General features: G+C 51.5%; 21 protein-coding genes and 1 rRNA gene. 9 read left to right on the top strand and 13 right to left on the bottom strand.

The features are described from left to right. Positions 1-11: 11 nt before the first annotated feature. The 9 genes from atpH to asnC form a co-directional block, all read right to left on the bottom strand. A complete protein-coding gene (gene atpH / locus FE839_RS20430; RefSeq protein WP_138362606.1) occupies positions 12-545 on the bottom strand; it encodes a F0F1 ATP synthase subunit delta in 534 nt (177 codons plus the stop codon). A gap of 14 nt (positions 546-559) precedes the next feature. Next, positions 560-1030 carry a F0F1 ATP synthase subunit B gene (gene atpF, locus FE839_RS20435; protein WP_110276038.1) on the bottom strand — a complete coding sequence of 157 codons (471 nt, stop codon included), beginning with the start codon at positions 1028-1030 and terminating at the stop codon, positions 560-562. 56 nt (positions 1031-1086) lie between these two features. Beyond that, positions 1087-1326, bottom strand: a complete 240-nt coding sequence (gene atpE / locus FE839_RS20440) for a F0F1 ATP synthase subunit C (protein WP_000429386.1) — start codon at positions 1324-1326, stop codon at positions 1087-1089. Positions 1327-1374: 48 nt separating this feature from the next. Next, entirely contained in the window at positions 1375-2190 is an 816-nt protein-coding gene (gene atpB, locus FE839_RS20445; protein ID WP_138362607.1) for a F0F1 ATP synthase subunit A, read from the bottom strand. Positions 2191-2198: 8 nt separating this feature from the next. After that, entirely contained in the window at positions 2199-2579 is a 381-nt protein-coding gene (atpI, locus tag FE839_RS20450) for a F0F1 ATP synthase subunit I (protein ID WP_138362608.1), read from the bottom strand. 615 nt (positions 2580-3194) lie between these two features. Then, positions 3195-3818, bottom strand: a complete 624-nt coding sequence (gene rsmG, locus FE839_RS20455; RefSeq protein ID WP_138362609.1) for a 16S rRNA (guanine(527)-N(7))-methyltransferase RsmG — start codon at positions 3816-3818, stop codon at positions 3195-3197. A gap of 114 nt (positions 3819-3932) precedes the next feature. After that, positions 3933-5822 carry a tRNA uridine-5-carboxymethylaminomethyl(34) synthesis enzyme MnmG gene (gene mnmG / locus FE839_RS20460; protein ID WP_138362610.1) on the bottom strand — a complete coding sequence of 630 codons (1890 nt, stop codon included), beginning with the start codon at positions 5820-5822 and terminating at the stop codon, positions 3933-3935. 379 nt (positions 5823-6201) lie between these two features. After that, positions 6202-6642: an FMN-binding protein MioC gene (gene mioC / locus FE839_RS20465; protein WP_138362611.1), complete on the bottom strand. Its 441-nt coding sequence runs from the start codon at positions 6640-6642 to the stop codon at positions 6202-6204. 90 nt (positions 6643-6732) lie between these two features. Then, complete coding sequence (asnC, locus tag FE839_RS20470) at positions 6733-7191, bottom strand: transcriptional regulator AsnC (RefSeq protein WP_138362612.1); 459 nt, start codon at positions 7189-7191, stop codon at positions 6733-6735. 152 nt (positions 7192-7343) lie between these two features. Between asnC and asnA the strand changes: the two genes are divergently transcribed. Next, positions 7344-8336: an aspartate--ammonia ligase gene (gene asnA, locus FE839_RS20475; protein WP_138362613.1), complete on the top strand. Its 993-nt coding sequence runs from the start codon at positions 7344-7346 to the stop codon at positions 8334-8336. A gap of 7 nt (positions 8337-8343) precedes the next feature. On the opposite strand, the gene viaA is transcribed toward asnA, so the two are convergent. Both viaA and ravA read right to left on the bottom strand, forming a co-directional pair. After that, positions 8344-9792, bottom strand: a complete 1449-nt coding sequence (gene viaA / locus FE839_RS20480) for an ATPase RavA stimulator ViaA (RefSeq protein ID WP_138362614.1) — start codon at positions 9790-9792, stop codon at positions 8344-8346. Next, positions 9789-11288, bottom strand: coding sequence for an ATPase RavA (gene ravA, locus FE839_RS20485; RefSeq protein ID WP_138362615.1), 1500 nt, complete (start codon positions 11286-11288; stop codon positions 9789-9791). Before ravA ends, viaA begins: the two co-directional genes overlap by 4 nt. A gap of 339 nt (positions 11289-11627) precedes the next feature. Here ravA and kup point away from each other — a divergent pair, with 339 nt between their 5' ends. The 7 genes from kup to rbsR all read left to right on the top strand — a co-directional run bounded on the left by kup (position 11628) and on the right by rbsR (position 19529). After that, complete coding sequence (gene kup, locus FE839_RS20490) at positions 11628-13496, top strand: low affinity potassium transporter Kup (RefSeq protein WP_138362616.1); 1869 nt, start codon at positions 11628-11630, stop codon at positions 13494-13496. 181 nt (positions 13497-13677) lie between these two features. Further along, positions 13678-14097 carry a D-ribose pyranase gene (gene rbsD, locus FE839_RS20495; RefSeq protein ID WP_138362617.1) on the top strand — a complete coding sequence of 140 codons (420 nt, stop codon included), beginning with the start codon at positions 13678-13680 and terminating at the stop codon, positions 14095-14097. A 10-nt stretch (positions 14098-14107) separates the two neighbouring features. After that, positions 14108-15613, top strand: coding sequence for a ribose ABC transporter ATP-binding protein RbsA (rbsA, locus tag FE839_RS20500; RefSeq protein WP_138362618.1), 1506 nt, complete (start codon positions 14108-14110; stop codon positions 15611-15613). A 5-nt stretch (positions 15614-15618) separates the two neighbouring features. Next, positions 15619-16584: a ribose ABC transporter permease gene (gene rbsC, locus FE839_RS20505; RefSeq protein WP_138362619.1), complete on the top strand. Its 966-nt coding sequence runs from the start codon at positions 15619-15621 to the stop codon at positions 16582-16584. A 27-nt stretch (positions 16585-16611) separates the two neighbouring features. After that, the gene (gene rbsB, locus FE839_RS20510) at positions 16612-17502 is read left to right on the top strand and encodes a ribose ABC transporter substrate-binding protein RbsB (RefSeq protein ID WP_138362620.1); all 891 of its coding nucleotides are present in this window, start codon (positions 16612-16614) and stop codon (positions 17500-17502) included. Between the two features lie 101 nt (positions 17503-17603). Next, a complete protein-coding gene (rbsK, locus tag FE839_RS20515; protein ID WP_138362621.1) occupies positions 17604-18533 on the top strand; it encodes a ribokinase in 930 nt (309 codons plus the stop codon). Positions 18534-18545: 12 nt separating this feature from the next. Then, on the top strand, positions 18546-19529 hold the full coding sequence (gene rbsR, locus FE839_RS20520; RefSeq protein WP_171034933.1) for a ribose operon transcriptional repressor RbsR: 984 nt from the start codon (positions 18546-18548) through the stop codon (positions 19527-19529). On the opposite strand, the gene mdtD is transcribed toward rbsR, so the two are convergent. Together mdtD and FE839_RS20530 are read right to left on the bottom strand one after the other, a co-directional pair. After that, positions 19526-20923, bottom strand: coding sequence for a multidrug transporter subunit MdtD (gene mdtD / locus FE839_RS20525; RefSeq protein ID WP_138362623.1), 1398 nt, complete (start codon positions 20921-20923; stop codon positions 19526-19528). The genes rbsR and mdtD overlap by 4 nt on opposite strands. A 12-nt stretch (positions 20924-20935) precedes the next feature. Then, positions 20936-21637 carry a FadR/GntR family transcriptional regulator gene (locus tag FE839_RS20530; RefSeq protein WP_138362624.1) on the bottom strand — a complete coding sequence of 234 codons (702 nt, stop codon included), beginning with the start codon at positions 21635-21637 and terminating at the stop codon, positions 20936-20938. Positions 21638-22125: 488 nt separating this feature from the next. On the opposite strand from FE839_RS20530, the gene FE839_RS20535 reads away from it, so the two are divergent. Further along, positions 22126-22428 (top strand): 16S ribosomal RNA (locus FE839_RS20535); the annotation flags it as partial.

The following is a 22428-nucleotide window of genomic DNA, read 5'->3' on the forward strand; positions in this document are numbered from 1 at the left end:
CTCCAGTCCCCTTAAGACTGCAAGACGTCTGCAAGGCGTTCAAGACGGCCGCGTACGCTACCATCAATGACCATATCACCCGCACGGATGATAACGCCTGCCATTACAGACTTATCGATTTTGCAATTCAGCTTAACTTTGCGTGACAGACGTTTTTCCATCGCGCTGGCGATCTTCGCAAGCTGTTCTTCACTCATTTGGGTGGCAGAAATAACCTCTACCTCAGCGGTTGCCTCACTGGCAGCGCGCAGATGAATGAACTGCTCAAGAACATCAGGGAGCGCATTCAGACGACCATTCTCAGCCATCACCCGAATCAGGTTTTGACTATTTTCGTCCAGTTGCTCACCACAAACCGCGATAAACGCATCAGAGAGCGTTTCCGGCGCCAGCGCGCCAGAGAGTAGCTCTGCCATTTGTTCGTTTTTAGTCACTTCAGCGGCAAACGCCAGCATATCCTGCCAGCGCTCGACGCTTTGGTGTTCGACGGCAAAGTCAAAAGCTGCTTTGGCGTAGGGGCGAGCTACCGTTACAAATTCAGACATCAGCCCCTCCCTCCTTACAGTTCAGCGACAAGTTTATCCACGATGTCGCTGTTAGCAGCTTCATCCACGGAACGTTCGATGATCTTCTCGGCGCCAGCAACAGCCAGGATAGCAACCTGCTTACGCAGTTCCTCACGAGCACGTTTACGTTCGGCATCAATTTCAGCCTGCGCCTGTGCGACGATCTTAGTGCGTTCCTGTTCTGCTTCAGCTTTCGCTTCGTCCAGAATCTGCGAACGGCGTTTGTTCGCCTGCTCGATGATCACCTGGGCTTCTGCTTTCGCTTTTTTCAGCTGGTCGGTCGCGTTGGCCTGTGCAAGGTCCAAATCTTTCTTAGCGCGTTCTGCAGAAGCTAAACCGTCAGAAATCTCTTTCTGGCGCTTTTCGATGGCTGCCATTAAAGGCGGCCATACATACTTCATGCAGAACCATACGAAGAGAACAAACGCGATGGCCTGGCCGAGGATTGTTGCGTTCATATTCACAGCACAATACCTCTTAAAAAATTACTCTGTGGCTTAGGTTTCTTTCGAACAACTTACTACGCGACGGCGAACATCACGTACAGACCCAGACCTACAGCGATCATCGGGATAGCATCCACCAGACCCATAACGATAAAGAACTGAGTACGCAGCAGAGGAATCAGATCCGGCTGACGCGCGGCGCCTTCCAGAAATTTACCCCCGAGGATGCCGATACCGATCGCAGCACCGATTGCCGCCAGACCCATCATCACAGCGGCAGCCATGTACAGCAGATCCATATTCAGGTTTTCCATGACAGTCTCCAGTTTGTTTCAGTTAAAACGTAGTATGTTGGTAAAAAATCAATGCTCTTCAGATGCCATCGACAGATAAACGATCGTCAGAACCATGAAAATGAAGGCTTGCAGCGTAATAATCAGGATGTGGAAAATGGCCCACGGCACATTCAGAATCCACTGTGACCACCACGGCAACAGACCAGCAATCAGAATGAAAATCAGCTCACCGGCATACATATTGCCGAACAGTCGCAGACCCAATGATACAGGTTTAGACAGCAGGCTTACCCCTTCAAGGATTAAGTTGACAGGAATGAACGCCCAGTGATTGAACGGCTGCAGAGTCAGTTCTTTAACGAACCCGCCCACGCCTTTCATTTTGATGCTGTAGAAAAGAATCAGGATAAACACGCCCAGCGCCATCGACAGAGTGATGTTGACGTCAGCGGACGGTACGACACGCAATGACGGCAGACCAATCCAGTGCTCAGCGATGTACGGCAGCAGGTCGATTGGCAGCAAATCCATCAGGTTCATCAGGAATACCCAGACGAACACGGTAAGAGCCAGCGGCGCAATGACCTTGCTCTTGCCATGGTACATATCTTTGACGCTGCCATGGACGAAGCCGATGATCATCTCAATAAAGGTCTGAAACTTGCCAGGAACGCCGGTTGTCGCCTTTTTCGCCACGCTGCGGAACATAAACAGGAACAACAGACCGAGCACCACTGAGAAAAACATGGAGTCAATGTTGAGCGTCCAGAAGGTGGCCGGGGCGTTATGCGGATCCACCAGCGAGAATGTACGCAGGTCCAGCTGAAGGTTCTTCAGGTGATGTCCTATGTAATCCTGCGGCGTCATATTTTCTGAAGCCATGATGCCTTTTACCCTTTGTTGTTAATTACAGCTGGCGCCAGAACTTGTACCACCAGCACCAAAACCCACGTCACTATCAGCGGCAAAAATGCCACGTTGAAAACCGCCAGCGCCACCACCAGAAGGGTGAAGGTCAGCAACACCTTGCAGGCTTCGCCGAAAGCGAAGGTCCAGGCCACACGGCCTTTAACAGGTGTATGTGCCTGATGACGCCAGGCAAAAATCATAAAAATTACATTTGGCAACACAATCGCCAAACCTCCGCTAACGGCGGAGATGCCCCAGAAAGGGTCTTTGAGGCTAAACAGCAGTCCACTTGCCATTACCGCCAGTAACTGAATAAACAGAAGCTTACGAGCAACGTTTCGACTCAAGAGCGACACAGACATCACGTTTTTACTCCTGCTCCCTTTGAGGTATGTCGCGTGTCGTATAAAACGTCCTTTGAGGCGAAGAGTCAAGCATCAAAAAGCGGACAAATTATACGGTGACGCCTCGTGATTTCAAACAATAAGTAGCAAAATAGTGAATAAATGTTTAATTATCTTCCGACTGACAACTTTTCCTGAATTTCATCAATCTGTGAGCACGGGTACAAAACCGCAAACAACGCGAAAACACGGCAATTAAAGCGTGCTTTAGATCACATAATAAACATTGAGCTTATCGTTGAATTAATTCTGTACATAAAACGCATTTTTTCATCCTTTTGATAATAAACATAAAAATCAGGTATTTTTTCTAAAACAACACCATATACAATAAAAACCTTTCATTGACATCCATAATAATTTTTTAACATCACTATGGGCTGCAATCTCCTTGATTTTTAGCATACTGATATTTTCAATGTTGACTATTTAGTGTGTAAAGCAGGTGACAAAGTTAACCGAAAGAAAAGGCGCAGTAAAAGCAAGGTTAAAGCGTCTTCAGTAATCCTCTGCCGAAACCAGTATTTCTGTAACATGCATAATCCGGCTTTTTGTCACATCTTTTGATAAAAATTAAATTTTTTTTGCCTGAATCACGACCAGGTGACGCGCCCCTTCCAGTTGCGGAACATGTAGCTCACGAACCTCATTAACGGTATATCCCTGAGGCAGATTTGCCATTTCATCTTCCTGCGCTAATCCCTTGAGCGCATAGAAAAGTCCGTTCTCAGCAGGCAAATGCTTGCACCAGCTCACCATGTCAGCTAGCGACGCAAATGCCCGGCTAATCACACCATCAAACGGCGGTTCAGCCGGGAAGGCTTCTACACGGCTTTGCACCGGGGTGATGTTATCCAGCTTTAACTCATGCTGTACCTGCCGCAGGAAACGCACGCGCTTACCGAGACTGTCCAGCAAGGTAAAGTGGGACTCAGGACGCACAATAGCCAGCGGGATCCCCGGTAACCCAGGCCCGGTACCCACATCAATAAAACGTGTCCCTTTAAGGTAGGGTGCAACGACGATGCTATCGAGAATATGGCGCACCAGCATCTCGTTCGGATCGCGAACGGACGTCAGGTTGTAGGCTTTGTTCCACTTATTCAACATGCCCACGTAGGCCACCAATTGGTTTTTCTGGTGATCGGTAAGCGTAATACTCGCTTCGTCAAGCAGGCGAGAAAGTTTATTGAGCACGGTCAGTACCTGTCTAAAAATAATGAGCCCGGAGGCGATACGCTGACCGGGCTGAGAAATGAATCGGGCGGATACCGGATACGTTATCCGCTTAATGTATCGTTCAGGGAAAGATCAGGCGCTGCGACGCAGCATTCCCTGCTTTTTCAGCCACACCAACAAAATGGAGATTGCCGCCGGGGTGATCCCGGAAATGCGCGATGCCTGTCCTATCGAAGATGGCTTATGATCGTTCAATTTAGCAATCACCTCGTTCGACAGTCCGTTAACCAGCCGATAATCAAGAGTGGCTGGCAATAAAGTATTTTCATTACGCTGCTGTTTTTCGATCTCATCCTGCTGACGCGCGATATAGCCTTCGTATTTTACCTGAATTTCCACCTGCTCAGCCGCCTGCTGATCGTCAAGACCCGGCGAAAACGGCGACAGTTGCACCAGCTGTTCGTAGGTCATCTCCGGACGACGGAGCAAATCTTCGCCGTTGGCTTCGCGAGACAAAGGCGCTGTCAGATGAGCGTTAACTTCCGCTGCGCTCTCCGCCTGAGGATTAACCCAGCTTGCTTTCAGGCGCTGACGTTCACGCTCAATGCGTTCCAGTTTTTCGTTAAAGCGCGCCCAGCGTTCATCATCCACCAGACCCAGTTCACGCCCTACTTCGGTCAGACGCAGATCGGCGTTATCTTCACGCAGCATCAGGCGGTATTCCGCACGGGAGGTAAACATGCGGTACGGTTCTTTGGTACCCAGCGTGCAGAGATCGTCCACCAGCACGCCGAGGTAAGCCAGAGAACGCGCAGGCGCCCAGCCCTCCTTTTCAGCGGACAGACGGGCGGCGTTCAGACCAGCAAGCAGGCCTTGCGCGGCCGCTTCTTCGTAACCTGTCGTGCCGTTGATTTGCCCGGCGAAGAATAAACCCTGGATAAATTTGCTCTCCAGCGTTGGTTTCAGGTCCCGCGGATCGAAGAAATCGTACTCAATGGCATAACCAGGGCGAACGATTTTCGCATTTTCCATTCCCTGCATTGAGCGAACGATCTGCATCTGCACATCGAACGGCAGGCTGGTGGAGATACCGTTCGGATAAATTTCGTTAGAGGTCAGCCCTTCCGGCTCAAGGAAAATCTGATGCTGGTTACGATCGGCAAAACGCATCACTTTATCTTCGATCGACGGGCAATAACGTGGGCCAATGCCTTCGATCACGCCGGCGTACATTGGGCTACGATCAAGATTATTGCGGATAACGTCATGGGTTTTTTCGTTAGTATGCGTGATGTAGCACGGTACCTGGCGCGGATGCCGGGAAGCATCCCCCATAAACGAGAAAACCGGCACTGGATTATCACCGTGCTGCTGTGCCAGAACGCTGAAATCAATGGTGCGTGCGTCAATACGCGGTGGTGTCCCGGTTTTCAGACGGCTGACGCGCAGCGGAAGTTCACGCAGACGGCGAGATAACGGGATCGACGGCGGATCACCGGCGCGACCGCCGCTATAGTTATCCAGACCGATATGGATCTTGCCGTCGAGAAACGTCCCGACGGTAAGAACAACGGCTTTAGCGCGGAATTTGAGCCCCATTTGGGTCACGGCGCCCACGACGCGATCGTTCTCAACAATCAGATCTTCAACCGCCTGCTGGAAGATCATCAGGTTCGGCTGATTCTCCAGCGCCGTACGTATCGCCTGCCGATATAACACGCGATCCGCCTGCGCGCGGGTTGCACGAACAGCCGGACCTTTGCTTGCGTTTAGTATCCTAAACTGGATACCCGCCTGATCGATGGCTTTTGCCATCAGCCCGCCGAGTGCATCCACTTCTTTTACCAGGTGTCCCTTCCCAATACCGCCAATTGCCGGGTTGCAGCTCATTTGCCCCAGCGTGTCGATATTGTGTGTCAAAAGCAGGGTCTGTTGCCCCATACGCGCTGCGGCCATTGCGGCCTCAGTGCCTGCATGACCCCCGCCAATGATGATGACGTCAAAAGGATCCTGATAAAACATGTGGTATGCCTCGCATAAAGCGGTTTGAAAATGGATTGAAGCCCGGGCCGTGGATTCTACTCAACTTTCACCTTCGGAGAAAGCGCCGGGATCCTGAGTATTAAAAAGAAGATCTTTTATTTAGAGATCTGTTTTATTGTGATCTCTTATTAGGATCGACTCATGTTGTGGATAAGTCAGATCAGTGATGTAAGATCAAACGCTTAAGAAGGATCACTATCTGTGAATGATCGGTGATCCTGGTCCGTATAAGCTGGGATCAAAATGAATGGTTATACACAGCACAAAAAACAATCTACGGTTATACTTGGATAACTACCGGTTGATCCAAGCTTTTAAGCATGGTTATCCACAGAAAAAAATAGGATCTTTACATTTCTCAGAGCAAATTCTTCCAGGATCCCAGCCAAATCTCAGCCGGATCTTCAGGAATCTCGTGTTCGAGGACGTTAATCTTCAGCGTTTCGCCGATCTGTTTTGCTCCGCAGGCTTTGAGCGCTGTTTCGAGCTTATCAATCGCCCCGCAGAAGGTATCGTATTCACGGCTACCGATGCCGACCGCGCCAAAATGGAGCGCAGAAAGATCGACCTGCTTCTCCAGTAACGCTTCGTAAAATGGCACCAGGTTATCGGGAATATCGCCAGCCCCGTGGGTTGAAGAGATAACCAGCCAGATCCCTTCTGCTTGCAGATCCTCAATCAATGGACCGTGCTGAATAGTCGTGTTGTGACCAGCCTCTTCAAGCTTTTCCGCCAGATGTTCTGATACATATTCCGCACTACCCAGGGTGCTACCGCTGATAAGAGTAATGTCTGCCATGATCGCCCCTCAACTATTCAGAGTGGCGTATTGTACGCTGTGTGAGAGTTGGGATCTACCTGTGGAAAAATGTGGGATTAAAAGGCCCGATCAGGGGCGAATGGTACGCATAATCGGGTTCTGCAGGACGATCAATGTTTCAGTGGACTGAATTTCATCAATTGTTTGGATCTTGTTGATAAGTACATGCTGAAGGGCATCGATCGATCGGCACATCACTTTTATAAAGATGCTGTAGTGGCCGGTGGTGTAATACGCTTCCGTTACTTCATCCAGGCTATTCAGTTTTGCCAGGGCGGAAGGATAATCTTTCGCGCTCTTCAGAATGATACCGATAAAGCAACCCACGTCGTAACCCAGCTGTTTTGGACTGACATCTATACGGGCGCCGGTAATGATCCCCGCCTGCTTCATTTTCTCTACCCGGACGTGAATGGTTCCTGGACTGACGCCAAACTGTTTTGCCAGTTCTGCATAGGCAGTGCGCGCGTTGGCCATTAAGGCTTCGAGGATGCCGCGATCCAGATTGTCGATCTGATAATTTTCCATAGCTTTTTCTTATGAAGTTTGATGGATCACTCTATTTTAGCGCTATATTTTAATGGATTAAAACTATGATGACCTTTTTGTTGTTGGATTATTGAATTGTATCGCGCTTTTGTTGCTTAATCAGTGGCAACAGGACGCAGGAGTTATAAATAATGAAAACCGCATATATCGCCAAACAACGACAGATTAGTTTCGTTAAGTCTCACTTTTCCCGTCAGCTTGAAGAGAAGCTCGGCCTGATTGAAGTCCAGGCGCCAATCTTAAGCCGTGTGGGAGACGGGACCCAGGATAACCTTTCTGGTTGCGAGAAAGCGGTGCAGGTGAAAGTGAAAACGCTGCCAGATGCCCGGTTTGAAGTGGTTCATTCACTGGCGAAGTGGAAGCGTCAAACCCTGGGACAACATGATTTCAGTGCGGGAGAAGGGCTGTACACGCACATGAAAGCCCTTCGCCCCGATGAAGACCGGTTAACCGCCATCCATTCCGTTTACGTTGATCAGTGGGACTGGGAGCGCGTAATGGGCGACGAAGAACGCCACTGCGGAACGTTGAAATCAACCGTTGCCGCGATCTATGCCGGGATCAAAGCTACCGAAGACGCCGTCAGTAAAGAATTTGGCCTCAAGCCGTTTCTGCCGGAGACGATCCAGTTTGTCCATAGCCAGGAGCTTTTAAGCCGCTACCCGGAGCTTGACGCTAAGGGCCGCGAGCGGGCAATCGCCAAAGAGCTTGGGGCGGTATTCCTGATGGGGATTGGCGGTAAGCTGTCTGACGGCAAGCGTCACGACGTTCGCGCGCCGGATTATGATGACTGGAGTACGCCGACGACGGAAGGTTTTGCTGGTCTGAACGGTGATATTCTGGTGTGGAACCCGGTTCTGGAAGATGCATTCGAACTCTCTTCCATGGGGATTCGCGTGGATGCTGAGGCGCTGAAACTCCAGCTTGCCATCACCGGTGATGAGGATCGCCTGCTGCTGGACTGGCATCAGGCGCTACTGCGCGGAGAAATGCCGCAGACTATCGGCGGCGGCATTGGCCAGTCTCGCCTGACCATGCTGCTTCTGCAGCTTGAGCATATTGGTCAGGTCCAGTGCGGCGTATGGCCGCAGCAGGTTCGTCAAAGCGTTACCGCGCTTCTTTAATGACGGCTTAACGTCGCCAGCGTCGCAACAGGCGGCTGCGTAACCCGGTATCAAAGCGCCAGATATGGTCGAAAATGCGCATAATGCCGGGCTTACCGTGTACTGACATCGCAACCGCATGGAAACGGTGCTGATATTTACGCTGTAGCTCTCCCACTTTATTGATTACCTCATCCGGCAAGCGCTGGGCGATAAAATCGGAAATGACTACCGCATCAGCGTCCACCCATTGCGGGTTTTGCATTCGCTCAATAATGGCCCGCAAGCAACTGGCCAGATCAGTACCCCCCCGAAAACGCTGGCTTAAAAAGCGGATCGCCTGTTCCAGGCCCTGCGGGCTGGTGAGTTCGTAATGCACTACTTCGCTGGAAAACAGCATAATAAAGCAGCGGCGGTTATCCGCCAGCGCAACGCGCATCAGCGCCAGGCAAAACGCTTTCGCGCACTGTTCATTAAACCCTCCCATAGAACCGGAGGTATCGACGCAGACGATAAACGGTCCGCGCGGTTGTTCATCGACGTCCTGGCGAGTGACCGGGCGCTCGGTGATTTTTTCCTTCCATGCATCGCCGTGTAGTCGATAGGTCAGCAGTTGCTTTTCCACCAGCTTACGGTAGAACTCAAATTCCAGTTCGGTAATGCCAAGCGTCGCCAGCTCCGGCGGCAGCAAACGCAGAATATCATCGCTCTGCTGAAGTCCGTCGATCTGCTCTGGCACGGTGGCTGGCTCGCGTACCAGACGGCGGAAAGTTTCCATCGGCGCATCTTTTTTGGGCACCATTTTCGCTTCACGTGCGCGACCCAATTGCTCGGCCAACTGCATGAGTTCAGGTTGTTGAGTTAAAAAATCACCATAGCGAACGATCAACTGATAATCCCCACGCTTCAGTTCTCCGGCGCTCATATCCCACAGATGTCCGGCGGCGTTATCATTTTCCACCAGCACCGGCTCCAGTTGTCCGCTGAGGGTCATTCGTTCCTGAACTTCGCTTAGCAGTTGCTCGCGCTCTTCATCCAGCAACTGCTGATTGAGAGAGGTTGCCTGCACCACCAGACTCAGACGCCAGCGCTGGAGAAAGAGCGTATGTAATGACGGGGTAAACGTGGGGTTGTTCGCCACCAGTTGCTGCGCCTGGGCGGCAAAAGGGGAGTGAAGCTTGTCCAGTTGGTTCAGGATTTGCGGGAGCTGGACGATGAACTGCGAGGTGGAAAGCCGTTGAGATTGTTGATAACGCTGAACTTCCGCATCCAGTTCGGCGGGAATGTGAGTTTCTTTTAGCCGCGATTTAATCGTTTCACGCCAGCGGGGAATGTCGTCCGCGATGATATTTTTAAGCCGAGGAAATTTTTCAAAGAAAACGGCTAACTGAGGTGCCGCCAGCAGCGCCAGCAGCATCTCATCGATCATTCCCTCTTCGCCGACTGCCAGCATGACATTCAGCATGTCCAGCGTCATGACTGGCGCGCCTGTTTAATCTGCGTCCCGACGTCCTGCAGGCTGGCTTCAATTCGCCCCAGCCACTCACCGGGAATAAACAGACACTTTTGTTGTTCACTGAATCGGTGATGCTGTTGATGCCACTCGTCATCCAGTGCTTCTAACTGCTGCCTGATTTCGGTCGGCATATTTTCCTGCGATTCGCTGCCGGGCAGAGAGAGACGCGACCCCTGTAAACTGACATCGCGTACGACGAGGTGCTGGCTGGTATCGACATCCATATTCAACGGCTGGGCAAAACCAATACCGTTGAGTTTACCGCGGATCTCACCGCCTTTTTCCAGCCAATGGGATAGCTCGTCACGGACAAATGTAATATGAATAACGTCCAGATCGTGTAGTTTGAGCGGCTGCTGGAGGAGCAGCGTTAAGGTGGCATCCTGCACAGACGCAGGCAGTTCATAATGGGGTTTACGGCTAAACATTCCGCCCAGGCGCGTTACCTTCAGCGCGGTTTTGTCGCTGTGCTGTTGCTGAAGCTGAATACGCCTTTGGAGAATCGCCCCCAGTCGGGTAAGCATCGCCTGCTGCTGCCAGGCGTGGCTGGTCATTAAGGTTTCCAGCTGCGCGGACATCAGATTCATGGTTTCAATATTGTGCCACAGGCAATCTTTTAACAGGATCAGGTCGACAGGCGCAATCGCATCGCGGCCGCTAAAGTAGGCGCTGGCCTGCAGCAGGCGGATGGCTTTTTTCCAGCGACGATCTGAAACGTAAGGCGCATTTGGCAGCGTATCCAGTTGCTGGCGCAGCTGGAAAATCAGTTCAAAAACGCTGTCCGGTAGCTTGACGTTGCCGATATCCTGTTGCCACTGCCGGAACTCTTCGTCGCAGACCTGCAAATTAGCCGGAACGGGATTGTTGTTCTCATCCTGCTGGCTTATCAGCATTGAACGGAAGTTGGTTTTGTCCTGTACCTTATCGAGCCACAAACGGATGAGCAGACGATCGTAGAGAGCTTCGAGGCTGTTGTCTGCTTCAGGTAATTCGTTCGATGCCGCCACCAGCAGGCGCATGGGGATTTTTTTCTCGGTCGCGCCATTGCGGAAATGACGTTCGTTTATCGCCGTAAGCAGCGTGTTAAGGATCGCCGGACCGGCTTTCCAGATTTCATCGAGAAAAACAATTTCGGCTTCCGGCAGGTACCCCGTGGTTAAACGTTCGTAGCGGCCTTCATCTTTCAGCGCCTGGATGGAGAGCGGGCCAAAGACTTCTTCCGGCGTCGAGAAGCGGGTCATCAGATATTCAAACGCGCGGGCTTGCTGAAAAGCAAACTTGAGGCGACGGGCTATCAGGCTTTTGGCGATACCCGGCGGGCCCAGCAGAAAAACGCTCTCGCCGCTTAGCGCAGCAAGCAGGCAAAGCCGTATTGCATGGCTGCGTTCAAAGAGTCCATTTTCAAGAGCGGCGCTGAGACGGGAAATTCTTTCTGCCAGTAAATGTGATTGAGCCATAATTGAGTTGCGTGCTTTTCAGGATGTCGTTGTTGAGTCGAGTATAGATGCTTGATCAGGGGTGGTAATAGACCGAAGAATCCATTTATTTTCTTTGCTTCAGGTTAAGATGATGTCGGTTAGGGGTACGATTCAGTAAATAATCGTGCATACTGTGCGCTTTTTGTGGGCCAAGGGATCAGGAACACATCTGTTTGATATACACAAAATTGTTCAGGATGCGTCAAGGCGGCAAGGGATGAATTCTTCGGAGCGTCATAAAGATGACCTCGGGTTTCTGAGCGCAGCTAACGCAGAGGCAGCCTGAACAGTGCTGTGTATAAACGAAAAGACTAGTCTATGAGCTCTGATAATAAGCAATCGTTGCCGGCAATAACGCTGGCGGCAATCGGCGTGGTATACGGCGATATCGGTACCAGCCCACTGTATACACTTCGTGAATGTCTGTCTGGTCAGTTTGGCTTCGGCGTGGAGCATGATGCTGTTTTTGGCTTCCTGTCGCTCATTTTCTGGCTATTAATTCTCACCGTATCGCTCAAATATATTACCTTCGTTATGCGGGCGGATAATGCCGGTGAAGGTGGAATACTGACGTTAATGTCTTTGGCGGGACGAAATACGTCTGCCCGAACGACATCCGTTCTGGTGATCCTCGGGCTTATCGGTGGGAGTTTTTTTTATGGTGAGGTGGTGATTACTCCTGCTATCTCTGTGATGTCGGCGATAGAGGGGCTGGAAATTATCGCCCCGGATCTGGATACCTGGGTTGTCCCCATATCCATTATCGTCCTGACGCTGCTGTTTGTTATTCAAAAACACGGCACCAGTATGGTGGGCAAGCTGTTCGCGCCGATCATGCTAATCTGGTTCCTGCTGCTGGCAGTGCTTGGCGCGCGTAGCATCTTTGCTAATCCGGTCGTTCTGCAGGCGCTGAACCCCTACTGGGCGGTTCACTTCTTCCTCGAATATAAAACTGTCTCCTTTGTGGCGTTGGGCGCGGTGGTTCTGTCGATTACCGGTGTGGAGGCGCTTTATGCCGATATGGGGCATTTCGGTAAATTACCTATTCGCCTGGCGTGGTTTTCGGTGGTGTTACCTTCTCTGGTGCTAAACTATTTTGGCCAGGGCGCTCTGTTGTTAAAACACCCGGAAGCGATTAAAAACCCGTTTTTCCTGCTGGCGCCGGAGTGGGCATTGATTCCGATGCTGATTATCGCCACCCTGGCGACGGTTATCGCCTCTCAGGCGGTTATCTCCGGGGTCTTCTCGCTGACTCGCCAGGCGGTGCGCCTGGGATACCTGTCGCCGATGCGTATTATTCATACATCGGAAATGGAGTCGGGCCAGATTTATATCCCGTTTATCAACTGGCTGCTCTATATCTCGGTGGTTATTGTTATTGTTAATTTTGAGCATTCGTCGAATTTGGCTGCCGCATACGGTATTGCGGTTACCGGGACGATGGTGCTGACCACCATTCTGTTCACGACGGTGGCGCGGCAAAACTGGCTCTGGAATAAGTTTGTTGTGGCGCTGTTGCTGCTGGCCTTTATGTGCATTGATGTCCCGCTGTTCTCGGCCAACCTGGATAAAATAGTCTCCGGCGGCTGGCTGCCACTGACGCTTGGTTTAATCATGTTCATCATCATGACCACCTGGAAGAGCGAGCGTTTTCGCCTGCTGCGCCGGATGCATGAGCATGGTAATTCTCTGGAAGCGATGATCTCATCTCTTGAGAAATCGCCGCCGGTGCGCGTACCCGGCACCGCGGTGTACATGTCCCGGGCGCTGAACGTGATTCCTTTTGCCCTGTTGCATAATCTGAAGCATAACAAGGTGCTGCATGAGCGAGTCATTCTGCTGACGCTGCGTACCGAAGATGCGCCATACGTGCATAACGTTCGCCGCGTACAGATCGAGCAAATGTCGCCTTCATTCTGGCGGGTGGTTGCCAGCTACGGCTGGCGCGAAACGCCGAACGTCGAAGAGGTTTTCCACCGTTGCGGGCTGGAAGGTTTGAGCTGCCGGATGATGGAGACCTCCTTCTTTATGTCGCATGAATCGCTGATCATCGGCAAACGCCCCTGGTATCTGCGTCTGCGCGGCAAACTGTATCTTCTGCTGCAGCGCAACGCCCTGCGGGCGCCTGACCAGTTCGAAATTCCGCCTAATCGGGTTATTGAGCTCGGAACCCAGGTTGAGATCTGATTAGTTAAAACCCTTCTTCATGAAGGGTTTTTGTTTATTTGAACTGTTCCCTCTTTCTTTTCTCCCGTGTGCGAAACGTTTCGATAGCGATCACAATTCTCACACTTGCTGATGGTTTTTTGTTTTTGTCGTGCTCATACTTACCTCAGCGAAACGTTTCGCTCGTGGAGTAAAAGAGAAAATGAAAAAAGGTGTCGTGCTTAATGCTGATATTTCGTCGGTCATTTCCCGTCTGGGTCATACCGATACGCTGGTGGTTTGTGACGCCGGGTTACCCATTCCCGGCAGCAGCGCGCGTATTGATATGGCATTAACTCACGGGGTGCCTTCCTTTATGCAGGTTCTGGAGGTTGTGACGAGCGAAATGCAGGTTGAAGCGGCTATCCTCGCGGAAGAGATTAAAACGCTTAATCCGCAGCTCCACGCAACGTTGCTCAGCCATCTTGAGCAACTGCAGCAACACCAGGGAAACACCATTGAAATTCGTTACACCAGTCATGAGCAGTTCAAAAAAGAAACCGCGGATAGTCAGGCGGTGATTCGCAGCGGGGAGTGTTCCCCGTATGCGAACATTATTCTCTGCGCCGGCGTCACGTTCTGAGGCCGTTAATATGGAAGCCTTATTGCAATTAAAAGGCATCGATAAAGCCTTTCCTGGCGTCAAGGCGCTTTCCGGCGCTTCGCTAAACGTTTATCCAGGGCGCGTGATGGCGCTGGTCGGGGAGAATGGCGCCGGTAAGTCCACCATGATGAAGGTGCTGACCGGTATCTACTCCCGCGACGCGGGCTCGTTGTTGTGGTTGGGGAAAGAGACCACGTTTAACGGCCCCAAATTCTCTCAGGAAGCCGGTATCGGCATCATTCATCAGGAGCTTAATCTTATCCCGCAACTGACGATTGCTGAGAATATTTTCCTCGGTCGAGAGTTCGTCAATCGCTTTGGCAAAATCGACTGGAAAATGATGTATGCCGAAGCCGACAAGCTGCTGACGAAGCTGAATTTACGCTTCAATAGCCAAAAGCTGGTGGGCGATCTGTCAATCGGCGATCAACAAATGGTGGAGATCGCTAAAGTACTCAGTTTCGAGTCGAAGGTCATCATTATGGATGAACCGACCGACGCCCTGACCGATACCGAGACCGAATCCCTGTTCCGTGTGATCCGTGAACTGAAATCGCAGGGCCGCGGTATTGTCTATATTTCCCACCGTATGAAAGAGATCTTTGAGATTTGCGATGATGTTACGGTTTTCCGCGACGGGCAGTTTATCGCCGAGCGCGAAGTCGCCAGTCTGAATGAAGATCTGCTGATTGAGATGATGGTGGGTCGCAAGCTGGAAGATCAGTATCCGCATCTGGATAAAGCGCCAGGTGCGGTTCGTCTGAAGGTTGATAACCTGTGTGGTTCGGGTGTGGAAAACATCTCCTTTACGTTGCATCAGGGCGAGATTCTTGGCGTTGCCGGGCTGATGGGCGCGGGGCGTACTGAACTGATGAAGGTGCTGTACGGCGCTCTGCCACGCAGCAGCGGTTCGGTCACGCTTGATGGGCGCGAAGTGGTGACTCGTTCTCCGCAGGATGGCCTGGCGAACGGTATTGTCTACATTTCTGAAGACCGTAAGCGCGATGGCTTAGTGTTGGGCATGTCGGTCAAAGAAAATATGTCCCTCACCGCACTGCGTTACTTCAGCCGCAGTGGGGGGAGCCTCAAACACAAAGATGAACAGCAGGCGGTGAGTGATTTTATCCGTTTGTTTAATGTAAAAACGCCCTCGATGGAGCAGTCCATTGGACTGCTTTCTGGTGGTAACCAGCAGAAGGTCGCGATAGCTCGTGGGCTGATGACCCGCCCGAAGGTGTTGATCCTCGACGAGCCGACTCGCGGTGTGGATGTGGGCGCGAAAAAAGAAATATATCAACTGATTAACCAGTTTAAAGCTGAAGGGCTGAGCATCATTCTGGTCTCTTCGGAGATGCCAGAAGTGCTGGGTATGAGCGATCGCATCATCGTGATGCATGAAGGGCATCTCGGCGGTGAATTCAGACGCGAGCAGGCCACTCAGGAAGTATTGATGGCTGCCGCCGTGGGCAAGCTTAACCGAGTGAATCAGGAGTAAAAAAGATGAATAACCCGGCTGTTTCTGGTCGTCGCTATTTCACAAAAGCGTGGCTGATGGAGCAAAAATCGTTGATTGCCCTGTTGGTGCTGATCGCGATTGTTTCCACCATGAGCCCCAACTTTTTTACCGTGAATAACTTGTTCAATATTCTGCAACAAACGTCAGTTAACGCCATTATGGCGGTGGGAATGACGCTGGTTATTCTGACATCAGGTATCGACCTGTCCGTCGGTTCCCTGCTGGCGCTTACCGGGGCGGTAGCCGCATCAATTGTCGGGATTGAGGTGAACGCGCTGGTGGCTGTTGTCGCTGCGCTGGCATTAGGCGCGGCCATCGGCGCAGTCACAGGCGTGATTGTGGCGAAAGGGCGAGTCCAGGCATTTATCGCCACGCTGGTGATGATGCTGCTGTTGCGCGGTGTGACCATGGTTTATACCGATGGTAGCCCGGTAAATACCGGCTTTACCGACAATGCCGATCTGTTTGGCTGGTTCGGGATTGGCCGCCCGCTTGGCATTCCAACCCCGGTGTGGATTATGGCGATTGTTTTTATCGCCGCCTGGTACATGCTGCACCAGACTCGTCTCGGTCGTTATATTTACGCGCTTGGCGGTAATGAGGCAGCAACGCGCCTTTCCGGCATCAGCGTCAATAAAGTCAAAATCATCGTCTATTCTTTATGCGGCATGACCGCCTCGCTGGCCGGAATTATTGAAGTCGCTCGTCTCTCTTCCGCGCAACCGACGGCGGGCACCGGTTATGAACTGGATGCGATAGCTGCGGTTGTGCTCGGCGGTACCAGTCTTTCTGGCGGTAAAGGCCGTATTGTCGGCACGTTAATTGGGGCGTTGATCCTTGGTTTTCTGAACAACGGCCTGAATTTATTAGGTGTTTCATCCTATTACCAGATGATCGTGAAAGCGGTGGTCATTTTGCTGGCGGTACTGGTAGATAACAAGAAGCAGTAACTGAGAACTCTACAGGACATCTTAACTATGAATATGAAAAAACTGGCGACCCTGGTCTCTGCTGTCGCGTTAAGTGCGACCATTAGCGCAAACGCGATGGCCAAAGATACCATCGCTCTGGTTATCTCTACGCTTAACAATCCGTTCTTCGTCTCGCTGAAAGATGGCGCGCAAAAAGAAGCTGACAAACTGGGGTATAACCTGGTGGTGCTGGATTCGCAGAACAACCCGGCAAAAGAACTGGCCAACGTTCAGGATTTAACCGTTCGCGGCACGAAATTGCTGCTGATTAACCCAACGGATTCTGATGCGGTTGGCAACGCTGTGAAGCTGGCGAACCAGGCCAAAATTCCGGTCATCACTCTCGACCGCCAGGCATCAAAAGGCGAAGTGGTTAGCCATATTGCTTCCGATAACGTGCTTGGTGGCAAAATGGCCGGTGACTATATCGCGAAGAAACTTGGCGACAAAGCGAAAATCATTGAATTACAGGGGATTGCGGGGACATCTGCGGCACGCGAACGTGGAGAAGGTTTCCGGCAGGCCGTTGCTGCGCATAAATTTAACGTTCTGGCCAGCCAACCGGCAGATTTTGACCGTACTAAGGGCCTGAACGTTATGCAAAACCTGCTGACGGCGCATCCGGATGTGCAGGCGGTATTTGCCCAGAATGATGAGATGGCGCTGGGCGCCCTGCGTGCGCTGCAAACTGCGGGTAGATCTGATGTGATGGTTGTTGGATTTGATGGTACTGCGGATGGCGAGAAAGCGGTAAAAAGTGGCAAACTGGCTGCGACCATCGCCCAGTTACCGGAACAGATCGGCGTGAAGGGTGTTGAGATTGCCGATAAAGTGCTGAAGGGCGAAAAAGTGGATGCCAGCTACCCGGTTGAGTTGAAACTGGTCATTAAGCAATAATGTGTTATTCGGGCTGGTGACAGTCCGAGGGACAACATAATAAAGAAAAGCAGGGCATGCGCCACCGGGTTCCGGTGGCGCGCTTCCCGGGAATATTGATTATGAAAACCGCAGGCAGACTTGTCGTCCTTGGCAGTATCAACGTCGATCATATCCTCAACCTCGACGATTTCCCTACACCGGGGGAAACGGTCACTGGTCATCATTATCAGGTCGCCTTTGGCGGTAAAGGTGCAAACCAGGCTGTTGCTGCCGGGCGTAGCGGAGCAAATATCTCCTTTATTGCCTGTACCGGCGATGACGATATTGGCGAACGTATTTGTCGCCAGATGAAAAGCGATAACATCGATGTCGCGCCAGTCAGAGCCGTTGCCGGTGAATCAACTGGCGTGGCGCTGATTTTTGTGAACGCTGAAGGCGAAAATACTATTGGTATTCATGCCGGCGCTAATGCTGCGCTCTCCGTTGCTCAGGTTGAGGCAGAAAAAGATCGTATCGCCGGCGCACAGGCATTGCTGATGCAACTGGAATCACCGTTGGAAAGCGTACTGGCGGCGGCGAAAATCGCACACCAGAATCAGACTTTAGTGATACTCAATCCTGCTCCAGCCCCTGAACTGCCTGATGAACTGTTAGCGCTGGTGGATATTATTACCCCTAACGAGACCGAAGCGGAAAAACTGACCGGTGTTCGAGTGGAAAATGACGATGATGCGGCAAAAGCGGCGAATGTGCTCCATGATAAAGGTATCGGTACAGTGATTATTACGCTTGGCAGCCGTGGCGTCTGGGCCAGCAGCGACGGTGAAAGTCGCCGGGTTCCTGGCTTTAACGTGCAGGTAGTTGATACCATTGCCGCTGGCGATACTTTTAACGGTGCCCTGGTTACCGCGTTACTTGAAGGCAGCGTACTGTCTGAAGCGATTCGTTTTGCCCATGCTGCCGCGGCGATCGCGGTCACCCGTAAAGGCGCCCAGCCCTCCGTGCCATGGCGAGAAGAGATAGACGAATTTTTACGTCAACAGGGGTAACGCTTGGCCACCATGAAGGATGTAGCCCGCATTGCGGGCGTTTCCACTTCGACGGTTTCTCATGTCATCAACAAAGATCGCTTCGTCAGCGACGCCATTACCGCTAAAGTTAATGCTGCGATTAAGAGCCTGAATTATGCGCCCTCTGCGTTGGCGCGCAGCCTCAAATTAAATCAAACTCGCACCATAGGCATGCTCATTACCGCCAGTACCAATCCCTTTTACTCGGAGCTGGTACGCGGCGTGGAGCGTAGCTGTTTTGAACGCGGATACAGTCTCGTGCTGTGTAATACCGAAGGCGATGAGCAGCGTATGAACCGCAATCTGGAAACGCTGATGCAAAAGCGCGTCGATGGTTTACTGCTGTTGTGCACTGAAACTCACCAACCTTCCCCGGAGATTATGCAGCGCTATCCTTCTGTACCGACAGTAATGATGGACTGGGCACCATTCGACGGCGATAGCGACCTGATTCAGGATAACTCTCTGCTGGGAGGCGATATGGCGACGCAGTATCTGATTGATCAAGGTTATATAAGGATCGCCTGCATTGCCGGGCCGCTGGATAAAACGCCGTCGCGGCTACGTCTGGAAGGCTATCACTCCGCGATGGCCCGCGCCGGGTTAGTTGTACCTGAAGGATATGTGATTAGCAGCGATTTTGAATTTGGCGGTGGGTTTAGCGCCATGCAGAAGCTGTTGGATCTGCCTGAGCGACCGCAGGCGGTATTTGTCGGTAACGACGCTATGGCGGTGGGCGCCTATCAGGCCCTTTATCAGCGAGGATTGCATATTCCGCAGGATATGGCGCTGGTGGGCTATGACGATATTGAACTGGCGCGCTACATGACGCCACCGCTGACCACCATTCATCAGCCGAAAGATGAACTGGGCGAACTGGCCATTGATGTGCTAATCCACCGTATGGCCGAGCCAGAACAAAAACAACAGCGTGTCCAATTGACGCCGGAACTGGTGATTCGCGGCTCAGCCTAATGCTTGTGCCGCTCCTTAATCAGATTACGGCCATCCTTCGCGCTTAATAAGGTAAATACCAGCGCCGATACCACGGTGATCGCCCCCATGGTAATAAAGGTGTAGTGAAACTGTTCAATAGTATTTGCACTATCGAATCCTTGATAAAAGCGTAGTACTGCTGCGCTTATGGCGACACCGAGGCTGATGGAGAGTTGTTGGGTAACCGCCAGCATACTGTTACCGCTGCTGGCGTTTTCATCGGTCAAATCTGCGAGAGTGATGGTATTCATTGCTGTGAACTGAGTGGACATCGCCATTCCCAGTACAAATAGCGGTAATAGCAGCATCCAGAGCGCCATATCCGGTGATTGCAGTGAAAACTGAGAAATCATCAGTCCGATAAATACCGTGACCCCAACCAGCGTTTTCCGGTAGCCAAACCAGCGAAGAATCTGCGTGACGGTTGATTTCGCGATAATTGAACCGATAGCCGTAGGCGCTATCATGCAGCCCGCGATAATCGCCGGATAGCCAAAGCCGACCTGTAGCATCAGAGGCATCAGGAACGGAACGCACCCGGTGCCGAGGCGGGTGGCCAGATTCCCCGCAATGCCTACGGAAAACGTATGTGTTTTAAATAAAGAAAGCGAAATGAGCGGTGTGGGATGATGGCGCGCGTGGCGAATATAGATCACCAGTAAAACAATACTCAAGGCAAGGATAACCAGGGCAATCCATGTCGCAACGAGCTTTTCGCCAAACAGTTCTATTCCGCTGGAAAACAGCACCAGACTGAAGCCAAATAGCAGAAAGCCTGACAAATCAAAACGGCGTCTGGGGGTGGTGAAATCCGGCATATATTTGCGGGCGTAAATAATCCCGATAATGCCAATGGGAATATTGATCAGGAAAATCCAGTGCCAACTGGCCCAGGTGACCAGGACGCCACCGAGTACCGGTCCGAGTATCGGGCCGACCAGTCCGGGCATCGTAACGAAGTTTAATACCGGCAGTAATTCACTACGTGGATAAGCGCGCAATAATGCCAGCCTCGCCACCGGCATCATCATCGCTCCGCCGATGCCTTGAATGACACGGAAGATGACCAGCTCCATCAGTGAACCCGACAGGGCGCAGGCAAGCGAACCCAGAATAAACAGACTCACGGCGATGATAAACACTTTCCGTGTGCCGAAGCGGTCGGCCAGCCAGCCGCTGATCGGAATAAGCATGGCTACGGTAAGTGTATAGCTGATGATAGCTGATTGCATCGCTAGTGGAGAGTGGTTGAGACTGTGGGCGATAGCCGGGAGGGCGGTATTCAGAATGGTGGCGTCCAGCGCCTGCATAAAAAAGGCCATTGCTGCAATCCACGGCAGCCCGGCCATACTGTGCCCTTTTTTTCCGGTCATTCGATGCCCTTGTTATTTGCCTGAATGGGGTGGTGCGCTCAATAACGCCTGGCAAGCGTTAAATGCTCGTGGACCGTCGTTGTCCAGAATTGCGTCAACTATTGCTTGATGAAGATCCAGCTTTACTACTTCATTCTGAGTAATCGACGTGAAATAGGTATGATAGACCGAATGGAATAAGGAGGCGAAAGAGGTCAGGAAAGGGTTTCCGCTCATTTCATATATGTGTTCATGCCAGGCCATATCGACGTCAATCCAGCGTTCACGCTGAAAATTTCTTTTCAGTTCAACCATCTCCTCCATTAAGGTATTGAGCTGCGCTTTTTGTTCTGAAGTGCCTGATGCTGCCGCCAGAAAGCAGGCCTGAGGCTCCAGGCTGCTGCGCATAATGAGAAAATGGTTCACAACCTCTGCAAAGTTATCTTCTGTGAGCCACCATGACAGTAACTCTTTGTCGAGAAAGTTCCAACTGCTGCGGGGCATAACCCGGGTTCCGATGCGTGGGCGTGGCAGAAGCATTCCTTTTGCTGCCAGTGTCTTAACCGCTTCACGCACAGCGGTACGGCTTACACCAAACTGTTCGCCTAATTCCATCTCTCCCGGAAGAATGCTTTCTGGCTGATATTCACCGGTCAGTATTTTTTGAGCCAGTTTCTCCGCTAAAACCCAGGAGATATTTTTTTGTGCCGCCAGTTGCTGTGCGCTTAAAGACATAAATGCAGTTCCTTTCTTTTCGACTCTGCCAGTATGCCATCTGGCGGCTTACCTGGTTGGTTAAAACGGCAAAATAACGGTTTTTGTCATATTACACAGTAAAATGATGAAAAAAGAGACAGTTGGAAAGTTTTTTGCAATTACCCCTTGTCACACCGGAATTACTCCCTATAATGCGCCTCCACTGACACGGAACAACGGCACGCAAGCCGCCGGGTCAGCGGGGTTAAGCGGTGAAAAGTCACCGTAAAAGCCGACAGGGAAAAGCAAAAATTAACGCTTGACTCTGAATGAGGAAAGCGTATAATACGCCACCTCGCGACAGAGCGCTGAAGCGCGTCGCAACTGCTCTTTAACAATTTATCAGACAATCTGTGTGGGCACTCAAAGTGACATGGATTCTTAATGTCTTCGGACAATAAATGAATACCAAGTCTCTGAGTGAACACGTAATTCATTACGAAGTTTAATTCACGAGCATCAAACTTAAATTGAAGAGTTTGATCATGGCTCAGATTGAACGCTGGCGGCAGGCCTAACACATGCAAGTCGAACGGTAGCACAGAGAGCTTGCTCTCGGGTGACGAGTGGCGGACGGGTGAGTAATGTCTGGGAAACTGCCCGATGGAGGGGGATAACTACTGGAAACGGTAGCTAATACCGCATAACGTCGCAAGACCAAAGAGGGGGACCTTAGGGCCTCTTGCCATCGGATGTGCCCAGATGGGATTAGCTTGTTGGTGAGGTAACGGCTCACCAAGGCGACGATCCCTAGCTGGTCTGAGAGGATG

Source organism: Klebsiella indica, assembly GCF_005860775.1.
GTDB classification, from domain to species: domain Bacteria; phylum Pseudomonadota; class Gammaproteobacteria; order Enterobacterales; family Enterobacteriaceae; genus Klebsiella; species Klebsiella indica.

Bases quoted from the DNA above. Each gene is read 5' to 3' on its own strand.
- rbsD (WP_138362617.1), top strand. From the start codon at position 13,678: ATGAAAAAAGGTGTCGTGCTTAATGCTGATATTTCGTCGGTCATTTCC.
- rbsA (WP_138362618.1), top strand. From the start codon at position 14,108: ATGGAAGCCTTATTGCAATTAAAAGGCATCGATAAAGCCTTTCCTGGC.
- rbsB (WP_138362620.1), top strand. From the start codon at position 16,612: ATGAATATGAAAAAACTGGCGACCCTGGTCTCTGCTGTCGCGTTAAGT.
- viaA (WP_138362614.1), bottom strand. From the start codon at position 9,792: ATGACGCTGGACATGCTGAATGTCATGCTGGCAGTCGGCGAAGAGGGA.
- asnC (WP_138362612.1), bottom strand. From the start codon at position 7,191: ATGGAAAATTATCAGATCGACAATCTGGATCGCGGCATCCTCGAAGCC.
- rbsC (WP_138362619.1), top strand. From the start codon at position 15,619: ATGAATAACCCGGCTGTTTCTGGTCGTCGCTATTTCACAAAAGCGTGG.
- ravA (WP_138362615.1), bottom strand. From the start codon at position 11,288: ATGGCTCAATCACATTTACTGGCAGAAAGAATTTCCCGTCTCAGCGCC.
- kup (WP_138362616.1), top strand. From the start codon at position 11,628: ATGAGCTCTGATAATAAGCAATCGTTGCCGGCAATAACGCTGGCGGCA.
- mioC (WP_138362611.1), bottom strand. From the start codon at position 6,642: ATGGCAGACATTACTCTTATCAGCGGTAGCACCCTGGGTAGTGCGGAA.
- FE839_RS20530 (WP_138362624.1), bottom strand. From the start codon at position 21,637: ATGTCTTTAAGCGCACAGCAACTGGCGGCACAAAAAAATATCTCCTGG.
- mnmG (WP_138362610.1), bottom strand. From the start codon at position 5,822: ATGTTTTATCAGGATCCTTTTGACGTCATCATCATTGGCGGGGGTCAT.
- rbsK (WP_138362621.1), top strand. From the start codon at position 17,604: ATGAAAACCGCAGGCAGACTTGTCGTCCTTGGCAGTATCAACGTCGAT.
- atpB (WP_138362607.1), bottom strand. From the start codon at position 2,190: ATGGCTTCAGAAAATATGACGCCGCAGGATTACATAGGACATCACCTG.
- atpH (WP_138362606.1), bottom strand. From the start codon at position 545: ATGTCTGAATTTGTAACGGTAGCTCGCCCCTACGCCAAAGCAGCTTTT.
- atpI (WP_138362608.1), bottom strand. From the start codon at position 2,579: ATGTCTGTGTCGCTCTTGAGTCGAAACGTTGCTCGTAAGCTTCTGTTT.
- rbsR (WP_171034933.1), top strand. From the start codon at position 18,546: ATGAAGGATGTAGCCCGCATTGCGGGCGTTTCCACTTCGACGGTTTCT.
- atpE (WP_000429386.1), bottom strand. From the start codon at position 1,326: ATGGAAAACCTGAATATGGATCTGCTGTACATGGCTGCCGCTGTGATG.
- asnA (WP_138362613.1), top strand. From the start codon at position 7,344: ATGAAAACCGCATATATCGCCAAACAACGACAGATTAGTTTCGTTAAG.
- mdtD (WP_138362623.1), bottom strand. From the start codon at position 20,923: ATGACCGGAAAAAAAGGGCACAGTATGGCCGGGCTGCCGTGGATTGCA.